A 17,213-nucleotide genomic window follows, 5' to 3' on the forward strand; every position below is an offset into this window, starting at 1 on the left:
AACCGGGAATGCACCGGTAGTCGGTTGTTATCTGTTAGCTTACTTGTATGAAGAAAATAGCGTTTGTTGTGCAGCGGTACGGCGTAGAGGTCAACGGAGGGGCCGAGTACTATTGTCGGATAATGGCCGAGCGACTCGCGAATACCTATGAAATTGACGTGCTGACCAGTTGTGCGTTGGAATACATCACCTGGGCCAACTGGTATCCAGCCGAGACTCTGACAATCAACGGGATACGGGTACGCCGGTTTGCGACGAAGCACGAACGGTTGGTCAAACAGGGGGCGCGTGCTGAACACAAACTCAAAAAATGGTCCCGGCCGGAGGAGTGGCAGGGATTGGGTCGGCTCAAGATGTGGGCTCGGGCACTGGTAGGCAAGACTATTCGACGATACAGCCGCTTATGGGCGCAATACCAGGGCCCTTACACGCCCGACTTAATCAATTACCTGAAACGCAACCATCAGCAGTACGATGCACTGATTTTTATAACCTACCTATATTACCCCACGATTGTCGGCCTAAACGTCGCGCCCCACAAGTCAATTTTTATACCGACCGCGCACAACGAAGTTCCAATCTACCTACCTGTGTTCCGACCACTGTTTCAGAAACCGCGAGCCATTCTGTTTCTCACCCCGGCCGAACGCAGCTTCGTCCACCAGCTATTTAAGAATGAATCAATCGAGAACGACGTCGTCGGCGTGGGCATTGAGCCTGCCCGTGCTCTGGCGGAACAACCGGTGAGCGAGATACTGGGCACCGATGCCGATTATCTGTTATACATCGGGCGCATCGACACGGCGAAGGGCTGCGATGCCCTGTTTGATTTCTTTATGCGTTACAAAGCGGAGCATCCATCGGCCTTAAAACTGGTGCTGGTCGGACAGGCGTTCATGCCCATTCCGGAGCATCCCGATCTGCTGCCGGTTGGATTCGTGGACGAGCCCGTGAAAGCAAGTCTGCTGCAACACGCAAAAGCGCTGATCATGCCATCGCCCTACGAAAGCCTGTCGATGGTGACGCTGGAAAGTTTTGCGGTGGGTATTCCCGTCATTGCCACTGCCGAATGCGCCGTCCTCCGCGACCATGTTGTAGGTAGTCAGGCGGGACTGCTGTACCGAAGCTACGAGGAGTTCGCAACGGCCATCGATCAGATGCTGACGCAGGATTCGTCCGAGATGGCCGAGAATGGTCGCGGCTACGTTCGGCAGTATTACACCTGGGAAACCGTGCTGGCGAAGTTTGATAAAGCGGTTAGTTACGTCGCTGGGTAAACAATGACGAACAGGTCGTACTCGGTAATAGAAGCGCTGGGATCAATGCTTCACACAACCGCCAGGTTAACGACAGGGCTACTGAAATATCTCCTGCATACTGTTCAGGCGTTTGTAAACACTGCCGGTGCGATTGATAAGATCATAGTGATTACCACGTTCGACAATCTCGCCACCCTCCATAATCAGAATCTCGTCGGCTTCCTTGATCGTGCTCAGTCGGTGTGCGATCACCAGCGTCGTGCGGCCTTCCATCAGGTTGTCCAGCGCTTCCTGAACGGATTTTTCGGATTCGACATCGAGGGCCGACGTGGCTTCGTCCAGGATGAGAATGGATGGTTTTTTGAATACGGCCCGGGCGATACTCAGCCGTTGACGCTGTCCGCCACTCAGGCGTATGCCCCGATCGCCTATGTTGGTGTTGTACCCGTCTTCGGTGTCCATAATGAACGCGTGGGCATTGGCAACTTTAGCTGCGGCAATGACGTCTTCCAGGCGGGCGTTCGGCTGACCGAGGGCGATGTTGTTGAAGATGGTGTCGTTGAACAGAATGATTTCCTGCGTCACGAAGCTCATTTGCTTTCGTAACGACTCCATGGTGTAGTCGCTGACATCGATGCCATCGATGGTGACGCTGCCCTGGGTGGGTTCGTAAAAACGGGGAATCAGATCGGCAATAGTCGATTTTCCCACGCCCGATGGCCCAACCAGGGCTATTTTTCGCCCTTTCTCCATCCGGAAGCTGATATTTTTCAGAACAGGTTTATCGCCGTACCGGAAGCTGACGTTCTCGAAGACGACATCCCGCTGAAACCGTTCCATGGGTATGGCATTCGGCTTGTCTTTAATCTCGATGGGTTTGTCGAGTAGCTCCAGAATACGCTCACCAGCGGCCTGTCCCTGCTGAATGTTCGTAATGGCCACCACCATCGCCTTGGCGGGCCGGATCACCTGGGAGAAAATGGCAATGAACGCAATGAACGAACTGGCTTGTAAGTTACTCCCGCTGTTCAGCACCAGACTACCGCCATACACCAGAATACAGGCCACCACAAAAACGCCCGATGCTTCGGAGAAAGCGGGGGCCAGCTCCCGACGTTTGAATCCTTCCAGACTGGCTTTCCGGTGAAAATCGTTTTCGAGGCTGAACCGATGGAGAACGAACGGCGTCGCGTTGAAGGAGCGAATGATCCGCATCCCCATCAGTGTTTCGTCCATGAGGGTGAGCATCCGTCCCATCGACGACTGAACGTCCTGGGCTTCTTTCTTGAGCCGCTTGGTAACGGCCGCAATACCCACGGCCGAAATCGGAATGATCACCAGTGTAAACAGCATCAGCTTAGCCGAAATGAGGAAGAGCGCCACAAAATAGCCAATCAGCATGTAGGGCTCTTTGAAGACGACTTCAATCGAACTACCGGCTACGCTCTCAATGACGTACACATCGCCGTTGAGCCGGGAAAGCAGGTCGCCTTTGTGTTCCTTCGTAAAATAGCCCAGGTGCAGGTTGTTGATTTTAGCGAACAGAGCCTCCCGCAATCGCTTGACCAGCAACGTCCGGGCCCCCAGCAGGCACTGCTGCGCCAGAAACCGGAACAGGTTGGTCAAGACCACCGCCACCACAATCATCCCCGCCAGGAAATAGAGCGCGTAGATCGGGTTCGTCGTTTTGAACTGGTAGATCAGGTGGTAAAAAATATCCTTGAAGTAATTTCCCGTCAGATGAAACTCCGGCATCGTCGCGTACTTGGCGGCATCAGCGGTGTTGATCGGATCAAACAGGAAATTAAGCAGCGGGATAATCAACGCAAACTGAAAGACGTTGAAAAATACACTGATAATGGTGAAGAAGAAGAAAGGGATAATGAATTTTCCATAAGGCTTTGCAAACGCCATCAGCCGTCTATAAACTTTCATTCGTTGGTCATCATGTGAATAAGTCCTCCAAACCAAGATGGAATGAATGGTTCTATTTGGATCGTAACTGGTGTTTTATCAGAGCAACGATTGGTAGACGTCCAGGTATTTACGGGCAGCGTCTTCCCAGTTGAACGTAGCACTGTGAGCTTTCATTGCTTCCTGGATGTGGCTGCCAGCCTTGTTGTAGTGCAACATCCCAGACTGAAAATCATCATGCATGTCGTTAGAATCTTGGAAGTAGAAGGCAAGGTCTTTGCCGATCTCTGTCATAGCCGTATGTTTCGACAAAAACACGGGCTTGCCAACGGACATAGCTTCCGTGATGGGTAAACCAAATCCTTCGGCCAGCGACGGCATAACCAAGGCCTGGCAGTTGTGGTAGTACCATGATTTTTCGCCTTCCGTTACTTCGTTTATCAGGTGCGTCCGATCCTCTACGTTTAGTTCCAATGCCTGCTGCCGGATAAAATTCGCGTAGGTTCTGTCCTCGTGCCGACCCGCCAGCACCAGCTCCATACGGGGGTTACTCTGGAGCAGTGGTAAAATTCGATGCTGATTTTTTTTACGGGCAATGACACCAATGTTGAATAGGAAGGGAACGGCGGGGCGGTATGACTTTTCTTCCAGGACAGGTTTCGTTAAATCGTTGGTACCGTTATAAATTACGTGTACAGGCCGGTTGCCGACGTCACAGTGGGTCAGTACGTTAGTACGGGTAAATTCAGAAATACAAACAATGGCGTTGCTGCGGTTGATGTTCTCCTGCAAATGACTGAGGTATCGCGCTTTCTTCCGGTCTGACTTATCCTCGTAGAGGAAATTAAGGTCGTGAATCGTAAGCAGTACTTTTATCTTCTTGTTACGGCGGGGCACGTAGTTCGAGTTCTGATATGTACAATGCCATAACTGATACTGATTAAGCGGGGGCATAAAGAACTTCTGCAAAGAGCGTTGCGGCAGCATGGATACTAAGGGTCCAAATGAGGGAGGTAAGTGACTTGGCATGAAAACCGATAGTTTTTCCTTCTCACTATTTAGCAGTAAGGCTCTCCCCAGATTGAGACAAAAGTAGTACAGGCCCGTATTGGTGTACTTCATTCGCTCGCAGTCGAAGATGATTTGGTTCATAGTAAAATCGCTTTGCTACGTTGATAAGCCGAACAGATAAGTTTAAAACAAGCTTCGTAGCGAGAAATAAATGCGTACTTACCGGAGTTCAATTAACGTGATAGTTCATGTAGGAATAGTGAGTCTGAAATCTGGTAGAAGGGTTGGAAACGGTTAACGTAATATTCTCTATATAGTAGAATACAGGCTCAAACCTGATATTGTTGCATTCGTCGACAATATATGAGGGTATGCACCCTTCAAATCTGCCGTCTCAACGTATGTCTCGTATCCTATTAGATTGCAACCTGATGAAGTATTCACATTCTGGGTTGTACCATTATTGTCAGCAACTTGGCAATCATGTTAATCAGCTGCTTAAGTCGCAGGACCAGCCACTAATGCAGATGTATATGCCCCCCCGGCGAAAACTGAAACTTCCCTCCGAGCCTTATCACTTAGTTGAGCAACAATGGCACAAGCTATTTCGGCCGTTTCTGGAGGACTGTCGGGTGTGGCATGCTCCATTTCAGTCTGGGCGTATCCTGCCCAATAAAAAGCGTTACCCCAACATTAAGGTTGTGCTGACCATCCATGATTTAAACGTACTTCACGAAGGAAAACCGGAGGATGTACAGCAAAAAAGCTTAGCGCATACGCAGTCGTTGATTAATCGGAGTGATGCCATTGTCTGTATTTCTAAATCTACTCAGAGCGACGTACTGGCCCACTGTGACGTTGGCGCCACGCCCGTGCATGTCATTTACAACGGACTCAACAAAGTACCGGACCAGGCAGGGGAGTCCACGGCTTACCGACCCACCCGCGCGTTTTTGCTGGGCATTGGATACCAGAACAAGAAGAAGAATTTTCACGTCCTGCTGCCTTTACTTCAGTCGAACTCTGACCTGGAACTACTGCTGGTGGGCCATCACGACGATCCGGCTTATGTCGAGCAGATGCGGCAGTTGGCACAAGGCCTGGGTGTAAGTGAGCGATTGCACGTGCTGGGGACAGTTTCTGAAGCCGACAAAGCCTGGTATCTGAAACACTGTAAGGCGTTTTTGCATCCCTCGCTGGCAGAAGGATTCGGGCTCCCCGTCATCGAAGCTATGCGGTTTGGGAAGCCCGTATTTCTTTCAATGGCGACCGCACTGCCCGAAATAGGGGGGGAGGCCGCCTTTTATTTCCCGAGCTTCGAGGCTGAGGTTATCCAGCACGTATACGAACAGGGCATGGCTATTTACGCGCGTACGCCAAGGGCCGAAGCCATTATCCAACAGGCTGCACGCTTCACCTGGGAAGAAAGCGCCAAACAGTATATAGCCGTTTATCAGTCACTAATGAGCTAAAGGTGGGCGGTCTTGCGTGCTCAGAATTTGAATCAAAAATTGCCTACTTGACTGTCCGGTGAAGGTTAAGCAGCACCTTACTGAAGTAGCCACGCTACGGCTCTGTCCACTGCCGTTGACGTGTATAAGGCTTCATCAGGTTGCACTTGGGTTCCGTAAAGGGTTTTGTTGCGATCAGATAGAGTTCCCTGAGTTAAATTCAAGATGGCCCCATCGCTAAGAACCTTGGTTGCATTGGCAGTGGAAAGCCCGCAGGTAGGGGCACCAAAACTGCGCGTGTTGGAGCGCCCTTTGAACGAAATAGCAATAGCTTCTCCTGAACTGGCTGTAACCCGGTTCGTTAATACCGCTACTTTAGGGGCGGGCTGGCGAAGCTTGTAAGGCGTGACCAGCTTCACGCGCTCGGTTTGATTCTCCACCGCAGATCCGTTTTGATAAGACCAGGAAGTAGTAATTCCGTCCGGTAAAATAAAATAACCGGCTATTCCTTCTCCCAAAATTGGCCCTATTCCCGCCAGCATAGGCCACATGTTGCCACCCGTGTTTTCCCGTAGATCAACAATCCAGCCCCGAATCGAATCGGAATCTGCCTGCCTGATACTCGACTGAATAGATTGGGCAAAATTAACGGCATCAGTGCCACCACCCAAAAAACCAGTTACGTTGATATACCCAATTTTGGAATTAGCCGGTACCGCAGTTGCCGTTCCGTCCGTACAAATTACCCGTCTGGTGCCAAAAATCAGCGTTCCCCCAGCGGTCGTATACGTGCTATGATTATCGCCCAACAAGGTTAGCGCAAGTTGAATCGCTGGATAGGCATCGGCAATCGTTTGGGCACCTTGCAGCTTCTCATTTACTTGCTGCTTAAAAACGGGCCAATCAATCGTTTTGCGGTTAACGGAATAGTTTTGCATCTCCCCCAGGATTTTATCAACGTAGACTTGTGCCGTTGACGAGGTGGCTGCTGGTTCCTGGTCTTTTTGACAGGAGATCAAACAGCTTAACACCAGGCAACTGGTTAGGTAGTATTTCGTTTTTCGAGCGGTCATCGTTTGCCTAAGTTCATGAAGTAATCTTGTCTTTAGGGACTCTTAGTTTACGCTGAGCGATACGTCGTCAAAATAAACGACACCTGTGGTCTTTGGTAAGTAAGCTAACAGTACGTACACGTGGGTTGTACCGGCGGGGAGGGAAGCCCACGTTAGGGTGTATTCTTTAAAGTCGTTAGTCCCCGTAATCGACGTTACCCCCTCGGTTGACGTGTAGAAAGTCGATTTGACGGCTGTAATCTGCCCAGTAGCGTTGGCGGTTGCCTGATTGCCGCCCATTGCCAGCGAGATTCCAGTACCCACAATATTGCTGGTTTTGATTTTGGCTTTTAGGGTTAGTTTGGCACCGGCTGGAATAGGTCTATCCGTTAATTTGAAAAATTGTTGCATGTACTGATACGTGGTGTCGTTCTTGACGGCATCGCTGCTAACTTTAATGGAGTGGGCCGGGGACGAAGCAGCCTCGGTAGTGTATTCGATGACATACTTGTTTGGGTTAAGCGTCGAATTTTTCCCCAGATAAGAACCCCAGTCGTTGTAAGGAGACGCTTCCATATTTCCATTGGTAAGCACATCCGCAATTGTTTGTGGCTGGGCATCTTCCTTTTTACAGGAATTTAGAAGGCTCACCGTAATTAACAGTACGAGTAGACGGCTGGAGTTTTTCATAGTGGTTGTGTATGTGGTTGAAACCAATGTTGCTATATAACCAGTTGAACTGCAAAAAAAGATAATTTAATCTACGTTAATTCAAATCAAAACTAAACAAAAAAACTCATGCGCTCACCTGCTATCTGTCTGTTGCTGTATGGAATAGCGCTCGTTTTACCGGCAGCGTGTATTGAGCTGGACGACAGCGTTCTGCTTGGCACAACCGACATTCTCGTCGTGGAGGGAACCATCACGAACCTGCCTGAGCCACAAGTTATTAAACTGAACCGGTCACAGGCCGATCGGCTGACGGGCGAATTTAGTACCGTGCCCGTTACCAAAGCCACCGTGGAAATCAGGGTAGACTCATCCCAGACCATTGCCTGTCACGAGACGCTCGATGGCCGCTATCAGCTACCCAGCGATTTCAGAGGGCAAGTCGGACACGCCTATCAGCTTCGCTTCACGCTCACCGATGGTACCCGGTATGTGTCTACCCCGCAGGTTATGCCAGCCGTTTCACCCATCGACCGGGTAAGTGCCCGGTTTAATCCCGTCAGTTTGCCCGTGCGGCAGTTAAGCGGTTATACAGCCGCTCACGACCTGTTTATTGACAGTCAGGACCCCGTCGATCAGCATAACTATTACCGCTGGGAATGGAAACTGTGGGAACGTCAGTACTGGTGTCATAGCTGCAGGCAGGGCGTTTACTCGACCTATAAAGTGTTGCCCAGGGTGTACAAAGACCGGGACTACTTCGTGACCGGCACCGAACTGTACGAAGACTGCTTTAGCCCGCAGGCGGGCAAGGCTGAGGAAGAGGCTCCCGAAGTTCCCAAAGAGGACTGGATTTATGATTATGGATGCCGGACGCCCTGCTGGCAGATTATCTATGGCTACGACGTTCTGGTTTTCGATGATAAATTCACAAATGGCGGACTTATTAGCCAGCAACGCGTGGCTCAGATTCCTTTCTATGATTACGGGCCGGGCTTAGTCGATATCCGTCAACTCTCCCTAACGGCCGATGCCTACCGGTATTACAGCCTTTTTGAGGAGCAAACGCAGCATACGGGTGGACTGGCCGAAACCCCGCCCACGGCGTTAAGGGGTAATGTGCAGGCGGTAAATCATCCTGAGGTTGGCGTAGTCGGCTATTTCTCGGCTTCGGCTGTTTCGCTGGTGCATTATTGGCTAAACCGTACCGATACGCAGGGAGCGTTAGCCTACGGAGCGACGGGCCCCGTCGATACACTCCGCCCCACGGGTTCGTACGGAGTGACTCAAGACAACTTATTCTACGCGCTCAACGCACGTCATCCCCGCCCGGAGCCGTCCCCGCCTTACTTAGGTGAACGGGAAAAGGCTAAGGTCAGACTATGGCCCAACGCCGACCGGCCTCCCCTGGCTCCTTGCCTGCAAAGCGATAATCAGACGCCTTTCAAGCCAGAAGGCTGGAAGGACTAATTGCTGGCTAAAGTCGCTAAATTGACCCCTAACGTTGTTCAGCCTGCCAAGAACACCTTAACCATCACACTCAACCAATCGGCGTTGCCCCAGTAGAACGATGGCCGGGCCACAGCGATGTCCATCCAAAGGTAACGCGCCCGTACGGGCCGGTGCAGCTACCGTCCTGCGAGACCGGCCCGTGGGGTGCATATACCAGCTTACGTTCTATTGAGGGGCGTTTTGCGCAGTTGGGACGTTCTCAAACAAGGGCGCGTAATCGTCCGAGAGCGTGATTTTGATCTTGTGCAGTTCGCCTTCGGTCACCATCGGGCCGAAAACCTGCATGAACTGATGCGTGTAACGCTTCCCCGTTTCGGCGTCTATGTCGAGCTTGTCGGCGACGCGCTCGTAGAACTCGGTCAATTTAAAGCGCTGACCCTGATCGCGTTCTTCGGGGCTGAGTTCGCGGATGATGTCTAACAGCGGAGCGGGGAGTTGGGCTCCTAAGTTGTCGGCCGCGTTACCGGCTAAGTGCTGGGTGAGCGTGTGCAGAAACGCGCGGGTAACGTCGAGTACGTCCTGCTCGGTTTCGACACCGAGTTTGGCCTTCGCTTCGTGAATAAATTCGGGGTATTGCATAACGTTTTTGTGGTTTAGGAAGAAGAACTGTTGACATAAGGGTGGGGTTTTGTAAATGTCAGCATTTCTCCAAACCACCGCCCCGACGCCTTCACGATCCGCTGCTGCGTTCTAAAATCGACGTATACCAGACCGAAGCGCGGCCGGTAGCCCTCAGCCCACTCGAAGTTGTCGAGGAATGTCCAGGCAAAATAGCCCGCTACCGGTAGGCCGTCCTGGTTGGCCTTCAGCACGTTGCGCAGGTAATTCTGATGGTACTCCGTCCGCGCCGTGTCGTTGACGATGCCGTTCTGGACACTATCGAAAAAAGCCGCTCCACTTTCGGTGATGTAGATTTTCTTGACGCCTGCGTATTGCGAGAACTGGTGAATAATGCGGTACATGCTTTCGGGATACACCTCCCAGCCCATCTCGGTAATGGTTGGTACGCTGCGCTGGAGGGGCGGTACCTCTTTGGCCCATAGGTACGGCATGAAGTAGGTATGCTCCACCACCGCCCGGAAATAGTGCTGCAAACCGATGAAGTCGAAGTCGAACGCCAGTTGCTCCATGTCGCCGGGTTTCGCCCATTTTCGGGCAATGTCTTTCAAAAACGGCAGGGTCTCGCCCGGATACCCTAAGCCGAGCGTCGGTTCGATGAAGAGCCGGTTCATGAGCGCATCTACGCGGGCCGCAGCGCCCACATTACGGGCCGACAGCGTGAACGGCTCGACGGGGGAGCATGAAAACGTGGTGCCAATCTGCGCATCGGGCACGTTCTGCCGAACCACGCGGCCCCCTTCAGCCTGCGCCAGTGTCGTGTGGTGAATAACGGGCAGCAGACTGCCGTAACTCCGTCGGCCGGGGGCGTGCATCCCCGTGAAGTAACCTAATACCGACGACGCCAGGGGTTCGTTCAGAATGATCCAGTGCTTCACTTTATGACCAAACGCGCTGGTACAGATATAGGTGAACTCCGCAAACCAGTCTACAATCTGCCGGTTGACCCAGCCGCCCCGGTTTTCGAGCGCCTGCGGCAAATCCCAGTGGTAAAGGGTAATCCAGGGCGTAATACCCACCGCCAGACAGTGGTCGATGAGCCGGTCGTAAAACGCCAGTCCGGCTTCGTTGATGCGCCCCCCGTGGCGCGGTCCGGTGCCATCGGGCAGAATGCGCGACCAGGACAGCGAAAACCGGAAATTGGTAAATCCCAGTTCGCGGTGCAGTTGTAAATCCGATTCGTAGCGGTCGTAGAACTCGCAGGCAACGTCGGCATGTTCGCCGGTTTTGATCTTACCTTTCTGCTTGCAAAACGTATCCCAGATGCTTGGCCCGCGCCCGTCGCGGTCAACGGCACCTTCAATCTGGTAGGCAGCCGTGGCGGTTCCCCAAACAAAGTCGGGGCCAAACTGGGAGCGGGTGAGGGGAGGACCGGGCGTTTGTGACGGGGTAGTGACGGGGTTCGACAAGATAAAGTCAATTGGGCTGTTCTACGTAACGAGTGAACGGCACTATCGGGTTTGTTCGTAACAAAACGTTAATATTGAGAAAAGGACTGGCCTGAGCCGCCAACCGTTATTCAATGCCGTTTACCTTTATTCCAAACCCACGCTCCGGCTATCTATCGGTAACTGATTCACTATGCCGCTGATTTCAAAGAAGAAACTCGTCTACGTAATTGGCGAACCGCTGCGGGCTTACCTGAGCCACTACAACCGCGAACACCCCCTGCCCATTCAATACGCCGATCTGCTGCGGTACGATAACTCGGCCTCGCTCTTCGACAAACGCGACCGCGACACGCTCTGGGAAACGGTATATTACCCGGCGGGCGAAACGGATGATATTCTGCTGGCGCTCAAAACGATCTATGCCATCCTGAAAGCCGACGGCGATATGTCCGTGACGGGGCACCTCGCCATCGACCGCGTGGACCTGTGCAGCTACGGGAACACCGTGCCGTTTCGGGTGCGGGTACGCAACTTGGTAAATGACAACTTCGACTATTTCTACATCAAAAAAGCTGACGCGTCTCGGGTGTATGGCCTTGAATTAGAGCACATTCTGTCGCCAAATCGCATCAGCTACCTCACCAGCGGACAAACGCTCATCGAGGAGCACATTGCCGGAATTCCGGGCGATATGTTCTTTGGCCAGCAAATGCACGATGCCGACATGAACCCCGTGCGGCTGTGCAAGGAGTTCGTCAAGTTCAACGAACGCTGCTTTGTCCGGCTCCTGGGCGACATGCACTCCAGCAATTTCGTGGTCGACATTACGCCCGACTTCGACGAGGTGTATTACCGCATCCGGGCCATCGACTTCGATCAGCAGTCCTACGAGGGGCGCAAGTCGGTGTATATGCCGCAGTATTACAAGCAGAACCAGCCCATCATCGACCTCGGCACCACCTGTCTCACGCCCGAGAGCGTCCGCCAATACCAGATTGAGGAGCGGTCATTGATGGCGGGGCGGTTGCGCGTGGAGCAAAGTCGCATCGGCGATTTAATGCACTCCATGCGCCGGGATGCCATCGCCCCGGACGGAAACGTGGAGCAGCTTCGGGCGGCCCTCAACCGCCATTACCACACGACTACGTTCAACGACTGCCGCACTATGGGGGATCTGGTCTGGCGCAGTCTGGAGATGGTTCAGACGCATTGAGTACTGGTATTTGGGTGTTTACCCCCCGCCCTGAAGAGAGCCTTGCTTGTGCGTAAGCATACTTGTGCGCAAGCAGGCTCCCTTCAGGGCGGGGGGTAAACACCCAAACCCACTAAAAATCAAAATGCCCGCCCCGGCTGACGAATCAAGCAGGGCGGGCAAGGTAATTAAGCACAGCGGTGGGTTAGCCCCGACGACCGTAGGGGGCAACACGATTGCCGCGCCGGTCATTAGAACGATTGTTTTGTTGCTGGTAGGCAAACAAACGGTCCCGTTGCGCTGAGGTCAGTACGGCCAGTACATCCTGCCGTTTCCTGAGTTGAAGCTGGCGACGGCCATCGAGCGTCATCCGGCTGCGGGCCATTTGCTGGTCATAACTCTCTTCGATCCGACGAAGCTGCTTCTCCTGTCGGCGCGACAAGCCGACAATGGCGTCGATGCGGTCGACTTTCAGTTCATCCTGAACCTGGTCGTTGTTGTAGCGGGAACCTTGCGGGTAGGAGGAACGATTGTCGTAAGGCCTTGAATAGACGCCTTGGGCAAAGGTCATACCCGTAGTGAGGGCAAATAAGGTGAGCGCGGCTGCGATTGTCTTTTTCACGATTCAGTTGTTTTATGTGTTACTGATCGTTAGAGGCAAACCGACGGGCTGCGTTTAATCAGCTACTGCGGGCTTTTACCGAATGCCGTTTTTTAGTCGTTGAGCGGGCCGAAACTACTTCCGAACATCAGGCTGCCGCAAACTCAGTAAATTGCCGGATGAACGGCGAGCGGTAAGCCAGCACGATGTGTTCTTCGTGGCGGCCCAAACTTTCTCAGCCCCTAAATCCACGTACAAATAGCGTAGTCCAAGTGCTGCCATGTTCGCAACCTTACATATTCCGCCGGTACTGTCCGCCCACGGCGTAGAGCGCGTTCGATAGCTGACCCAGCGAGCACACTTTGGCCGCTTCCATCAAACTCCCGAAGATGTTTTCGCCCGACAGCGCGGTGGCTTGCAGGTTCCTGAGTGCCACTTCGGCCGCATCTTTGTTCCGCTCCTGGAATAGACGACAGTTCTCGACCTGACCGCGTTTTTCCTCGTCGGTACTGCGGATTACTTCAGCGGGCGTGATGGTGGGGGAGCCATTGGGATCGAGGAACGTGTTGACGCCCACGATGGGTAAGTCGCCGTTGTGTTTCAGCGTCTCGTAGTACATCGACTCCTCCTGAATCTTGCCCCGCTGGTACATCCGTTCCATCGCGCCCAGCACACCCCCGCGCTCATTAATGGCCAAAAACTCCTGATACACGGCTTCTTCAACCAGGTCGGTCAACTCCTCGACCACGAACGAGCCCTGCAACGGATTCTCGTTTTTGGTCAGACCAAACTCGCGGTTAATGACCAATTGAATCGCCATCGCCCGGCGCACCGATTCCTCAGTGGGTGTCGTGATGGCTTCGTCATACGCGTTGGTATGCAGCGAGTTACAGTTATCATAAACCGCCAGCAGCGCCTGCAACGTCGTGCGGATGTCGTTGAAGGCAATTTCCTGCGCGTGCAAACTCCGCCCCGACGTTTGAATGTGGTATTTAAGTTTCTGACTCCGGTCGTTGGCGCGGTACTTGTGTTTCATCGCTTTCGCCCAGATACGACGTGCCACCCGGCCCAGCACCGTATATTCAGGGTCCATGCCGTTGGAGAAGAAAAACGACAGGTTGGGCGCAAACTCGTCCACGTTCATGCCCCGGCTGAGGTAATACTCCACAAACGTGAAGCCGTTGGAGAGCGTAAAAGCCAGTTGGGAGATCGGATTCGCGCCCGCTTCGGCGATGTGATAGCCCGAAATCGAGACGGAATAGAAATTCTGAACGCGCTTATCAATGAAATACTGCTGAATGTCACCCATCATTTTCAGGGCAAACTCAGTCGAGAAGATGCAGGTGTTCTGCGCCTGATCTTCCTTCAGAATATCGGCCTGCACCGTTCCCCGCACCTTTTCGAGCGTATCGGCTTTGATTTGCTCATATACCTCCTTAGGCAGCACCTGATCGCCCGTCGTGCCGAGCAATAGCAGACCGAGGCCGTCGTTGCCGTCGGGCAGGGGGCCGGAGTAAAGCGACCCCTCACCCCCAGGGAGAGGGGGCCGGGGGCGGTCCGACGCTTCGGTGAGGGAGGCAAGCCACTTCTCACACTGCTGGTCGATGGCTGCGTTCAGAAAAAAAGCCAGCAGCATTGGCGCGGGGCCGTTGATGGTCATCGACACCGACGTGGCCGGGTCGCAGAGGTCGAAGCCGGAGTACAGTTTCTTGGCGTCGTCCAACGTGCAGATGCTCACGCCGGAGTTGCCAACCTTGCCGAAAATATCGGGGCGCAGGGCCGGGTCTTCGCCGTAGAGCGTGACCGAGTCGAAGGCCGTCGAAAGCCGTTTGGCGGGCTGGCCTTTCGACACATAATGGAACCGGCGGTTGGTGCGCTCCGGCCCGCCTTCGCCCGCGAACATGCGCGTGGGGTCTTCGCCGTCGCGCTTGAGCGGAAACACCCCGGCCGCAAACGGAAACTCGCCCGGCACGTTTTCGGTTAGCAGCCACCGCAGCACGTCGCCCCAGTCGTGGTACCTGGGCAGGCTGACTTTCGGGATTTTCAGGTGCGACAGCGTCTCGGTGTACAGCGGTTGCCGGATAACTTTGTCGCGGACTTTGAACTCGTAGAACTCGGCTATGTAGCGTTGTTGCATAGCGGGCCATTGCTGCAACAGCACGCGGCAGTCGGGGTGAAGCCGGGTTTCGAGTTCGGCGTAGAGTTGTTGGAGTTCACCTTTCAGTGAGCCATCGTCAATAAGTTTTAGTGTCCCGTCAATCTGGTACAACTGCCGCGCCAGTACCGTTTGCTCATCCACGAACTGGTCGTAGCGTCGGCTTTCTTCCACGATCTCCGCTAAATAGCGCACCCGATCAGCCGGAATAATGGCCGACTTAGTTGCCGCATCCACGTTGCCGCTGTCAGCCATTGACCATTCTCGACCGCCCACTGAACTCATCAGTTTGGCGAATAGGGCGTTCATGCCCGGATCGTTGAACTGCGAGGCAATCGTTCCCAGAATGGGTAACTCGTTATCGGGTACGTCCCACAGGTTATGATTACGTCGGTACTGCTTTCTGACGTCGCGAAGGGCGTCCAGCGAACCACGTTTGTCGAATTTGTTGATGGCGATGACGTCGGCGAAGTCGAGCATGTCGATTTTTTCCAACTGCGTAGCGGCCCCGTACTCGGCCGTCATCACGTAGAGCGTCTTGTCCGAATGGTCCGTGATCTCCGTGTCCGACTGCCCAATACCCGACGTTTCCACGATAATCAGGTCGAACCGGGCAGACTTGCACACGTCGATGGCGTCCTGCACGTGGCGGCTCAGCGCCAGATTCGACTGTCGCGTGGCCAGCGACCGCATGTACACGCGCGGATTGTGAATGGCGTTCATGCGGATGCGGTCGCCGAGGAGCGCCCCGCCCGTTTTGCGCTTTGAGGGGTCTACCGATATAATCGCCAGCGTTTTGTCGGGAAACGTCCGCAGGAACCGCAACACCAGTTCATCCACCAGCGACGACTTCCCCGCGCCCCCCGTGCCGGTTATGCCTAAGACGGGTGTTTGGGTGTTTGAGTAGTTGAGTGTTTGGGTTATGGAAGCAAATTGATTTGGGTCGTTCTCAGCGGTAGTAATAAGCCGGGCAATGTTAGTGGAGTCATTGACCGGCGGCAATTCAAAATCACATTGCGCCAGTAAATCGTCGATCATGCCCTGTAAACCCATCGTCCGGCCGTCGTCGGGGCTGTAGATCCGGGCGATGCCGTAGCGGTGTAATTCCTCGATTTCAGCCGGTAGAATCGTGCCACCCCCACCCCCGAAAATCTTAATGTGTCTCGCCCCGCGCTCGTTGAGCAGGTCGTGCATGTACTTGAAAAACTCCAGATGGCCGCCCTGGTAACTCGTGATGGCGATGCCCTGCACATCTTCCTGAATGGCGCAGTCCACAATTTCGGCGACCGACCGATTGTGGCCGAGGTGAATTACTTCGGCTCCTGACGACTGCATCAGCCGACGCATCAGGCTAATGGCCGCGTCGTGCCCGTCGAAGAGCGAAGCCGACGTCACGATCCGTATGTTGTGGGTCCACTTCCGGCCGGTGGCGGGTTCAGGTCTGGCGGGTTGAGCAATCATTAACAGGAAGGATTTATTCGTTTGTTGATGTCAGGTCATTAAATCGTACCAAAGTTACGAAGCAAATACGAAGAGACCTTCCAGCCAACATAGCTGTCGTTTTCCAAAACAGCGTATTTACCGCTTTAGCTATAAACTGTCGGCTCTTCAGGATATGAAAAATTTATTTACTATATATTATTGTAAATTTACAACAAAACATTTTACATTTGCTCCGTAATGACCGAATTATGAAAGGGCAGAAGATCCATAATCGCATTGGGGTACTGCGGGAGGAACGGGGCTTGTCGCGAAAAGACCTGGCCGATAAAGTGGGCGTCAACTTTCAGACTATTGGCTATTTGGAGCGGGGCGAATACAACCCCAGTCTCGATCTGGCGATGGACTTGAGCGCCGTCTTCGGCCTGTCCATCGAACTGGTGTTTTCGCGGCAGCCTATGCGCCCGCTGAGTGAAGAATTAGCCATCCTTAAAAACAAACAATCATGATTCGAACCATCCCCCGTGCTCAGCGCCGGATCGCTGTTGTGCTTCAGTTAATCAGTTACCCGTTGCTCTTCTCCATCGCAAGCCTGCTGGGTATCTGGCCCAGCGTGTCCACGTTACTGGCGCTCATCGGACTCGCCGGCATATCGGCTTATCTTTACCACAATACCGGGCTTTGGCAGTTTGGCAACGCGCCCGACGATCAGCTCGATGAGCGGCAGGTGCAGACCCGCAATCAGGCCTACCGGCTTGCCTATATTGGTGTCAGTGGATTAGTCGTTCTCTTGCTGATTTATCTGGCGTTAGCCAACGATCTGCGGTTGCTTGTACCCCGTGGCTTTGACCAGGTTACTCCATTTTTCTGGACGATCTGGACGTTTGTTATGGTTCTACCCTCCGCTATTCTGGCTTGGACCGAGTCAGACGTTTAAGCAGTCATTCC

Annotated in this window: 14 protein-coding genes; 6 read left to right on the plus strand and 8 right to left on the minus strand. The window is 53.4% G+C overall.

What is annotated here, in order from left to right:
• Positions 1 to 47: 47 nt before the first annotated feature.
• On the plus strand, positions 48 to 1,277 hold the full coding sequence (locus tag ACYVHB_RS19295; RefSeq protein WP_461053416.1) for a glycosyltransferase family 4 protein: 1,230 nt from the start codon (positions 48 to 50) through the stop codon (positions 1,275 to 1,277).
• A gap of 78 nt (positions 1,278 to 1,355) precedes the next feature.
• On the opposite strand, the gene ACYVHB_RS19300 is transcribed toward ACYVHB_RS19295, so the two are convergent.
• Both ACYVHB_RS19300 and ACYVHB_RS19305 read right to left on the minus strand, forming a co-directional pair.
• Positions 1,356 to 3,194: an ABC transporter ATP-binding protein gene (locus tag ACYVHB_RS19300; protein WP_461053417.1), complete on the minus strand. Its 1,839-nt coding sequence runs from the start codon at positions 3,192 to 3,194 to the stop codon at positions 1,356 to 1,358.
• Positions 3,195 to 3,272: 78 nt separating this feature from the next.
• Positions 3,273 to 4,325: a glycosyltransferase family 4 protein gene (locus tag ACYVHB_RS19305; protein WP_461053418.1), complete on the minus strand. Its 1,053-nt coding sequence runs from the start codon at positions 4,323 to 4,325 to the stop codon at positions 3,273 to 3,275.
• A 392-nt stretch (positions 4,326 to 4,717) separates the two neighbouring features.
• Between ACYVHB_RS19305 and ACYVHB_RS19310 the strand changes: the two genes are divergently transcribed.
• Complete coding sequence (locus ACYVHB_RS19310; protein ID WP_461053419.1) at positions 4,718 to 5,656, plus strand: glycosyltransferase family 4 protein; 939 nt, start codon at positions 4,718 to 4,720, stop codon at positions 5,654 to 5,656.
• Between the two features lie 77 nt (positions 5,657 to 5,733).
• On the opposite strand, the gene ACYVHB_RS19315 is transcribed toward ACYVHB_RS19310, so the two are convergent.
• Both ACYVHB_RS19315 and ACYVHB_RS19320 read right to left on the minus strand, forming a co-directional pair.
• Positions 5,734 to 6,573, minus strand: a complete 840-nt coding sequence (locus ACYVHB_RS19315; protein ID WP_461053420.1) for a S41 family peptidase — start codon at positions 6,571 to 6,573, stop codon at positions 5,734 to 5,736.
• 177 nt (positions 6,574 to 6,750) lie between these two features.
• Positions 6,751 to 7,377, minus strand: a complete 627-nt coding sequence (locus ACYVHB_RS19320) for a hypothetical protein (RefSeq protein WP_461053421.1) — start codon at positions 7,375 to 7,377, stop codon at positions 6,751 to 6,753.
• Positions 7,378 to 7,485: 108 nt separating this feature from the next.
• On the opposite strand from ACYVHB_RS19320, the gene ACYVHB_RS19325 reads away from it, so the two are divergent.
• A complete protein-coding gene (locus ACYVHB_RS19325) occupies positions 7,486 to 8,826 on the plus strand; it encodes a DUF4249 domain-containing protein (protein ID WP_461053422.1) in 1,341 nt (446 codons plus the stop codon).
• Between the two features lie 207 nt (positions 8,827 to 9,033).
• Here the strand turns inward: ACYVHB_RS19325 and ACYVHB_RS19330 are convergent, their stop codons facing one another.
• Both ACYVHB_RS19330 and ACYVHB_RS19335 read right to left on the minus strand, forming a co-directional pair.
• Positions 9,034 to 9,447: a DUF2267 domain-containing protein gene (locus tag ACYVHB_RS19330; protein ID WP_461053423.1), complete on the minus strand. Its 414-nt coding sequence runs from the start codon at positions 9,445 to 9,447 to the stop codon at positions 9,034 to 9,036.
• Between the two features lie 14 nt (positions 9,448 to 9,461).
• Positions 9,462 to 10,895, minus strand: coding sequence for a GH1 family beta-glucosidase (locus ACYVHB_RS19335; RefSeq protein WP_461053424.1), 1,434 nt, complete (start codon positions 10,893 to 10,895; stop codon positions 9,462 to 9,464).
• A 172-nt stretch (positions 10,896 to 11,067) separates the two neighbouring features.
• Here ACYVHB_RS19335 and ACYVHB_RS19340 point away from each other — a divergent pair, with 172 nt between their 5' ends.
• Entirely contained in the window at positions 11,068 to 12,090 is a 1,023-nt protein-coding gene (locus tag ACYVHB_RS19340; RefSeq protein WP_461053425.1) for a hypothetical protein, read from the plus strand.
• 184 nt (positions 12,091 to 12,274) lie between these two features.
• Here the strand turns inward: ACYVHB_RS19340 and ACYVHB_RS19345 are convergent, their stop codons facing one another.
• Together ACYVHB_RS19345 and ACYVHB_RS19350 are read right to left on the minus strand one after the other, a co-directional pair.
• Entirely contained in the window at positions 12,275 to 12,691 is a 417-nt protein-coding gene (locus ACYVHB_RS19345) for a hypothetical protein (protein ID WP_461053426.1), read from the minus strand.
• A gap of 271 nt (positions 12,692 to 12,962) precedes the next feature.
• Positions 12,963 to 16,286, minus strand: a complete 3,324-nt coding sequence (locus tag ACYVHB_RS19350; protein WP_461053427.1) for a methylmalonyl-CoA mutase family protein — start codon at positions 16,284 to 16,286, stop codon at positions 12,963 to 12,965.
• 230 nt (positions 16,287 to 16,516) lie between these two features.
• Here ACYVHB_RS19350 and ACYVHB_RS19355 point away from each other — a divergent pair, with 230 nt between their 5' ends.
• Together ACYVHB_RS19355 and ACYVHB_RS19360 are read left to right on the plus strand one after the other, a co-directional pair.
• Entirely contained in the window at positions 16,517 to 16,774 is a 258-nt protein-coding gene (locus ACYVHB_RS19355; RefSeq protein WP_461053428.1) for a helix-turn-helix transcriptional regulator, read from the plus strand.
• Positions 16,771 to 17,202 (plus strand): hypothetical protein, encoded by a 432-nt coding sequence (locus ACYVHB_RS19360; RefSeq protein ID WP_461053429.1) that lies wholly within the window; start codon positions 16,771 to 16,773, stop codon positions 17,200 to 17,202. The genes ACYVHB_RS19355 and ACYVHB_RS19360 overlap by 4 nt, the downstream gene beginning before the upstream one ends.
• The last annotated feature ends 11 nt before the right edge of the window (positions 17,203 to 17,213 follow it).

It is taken from the genome of Spirosoma arcticum, from assembly GCF_054779955.1.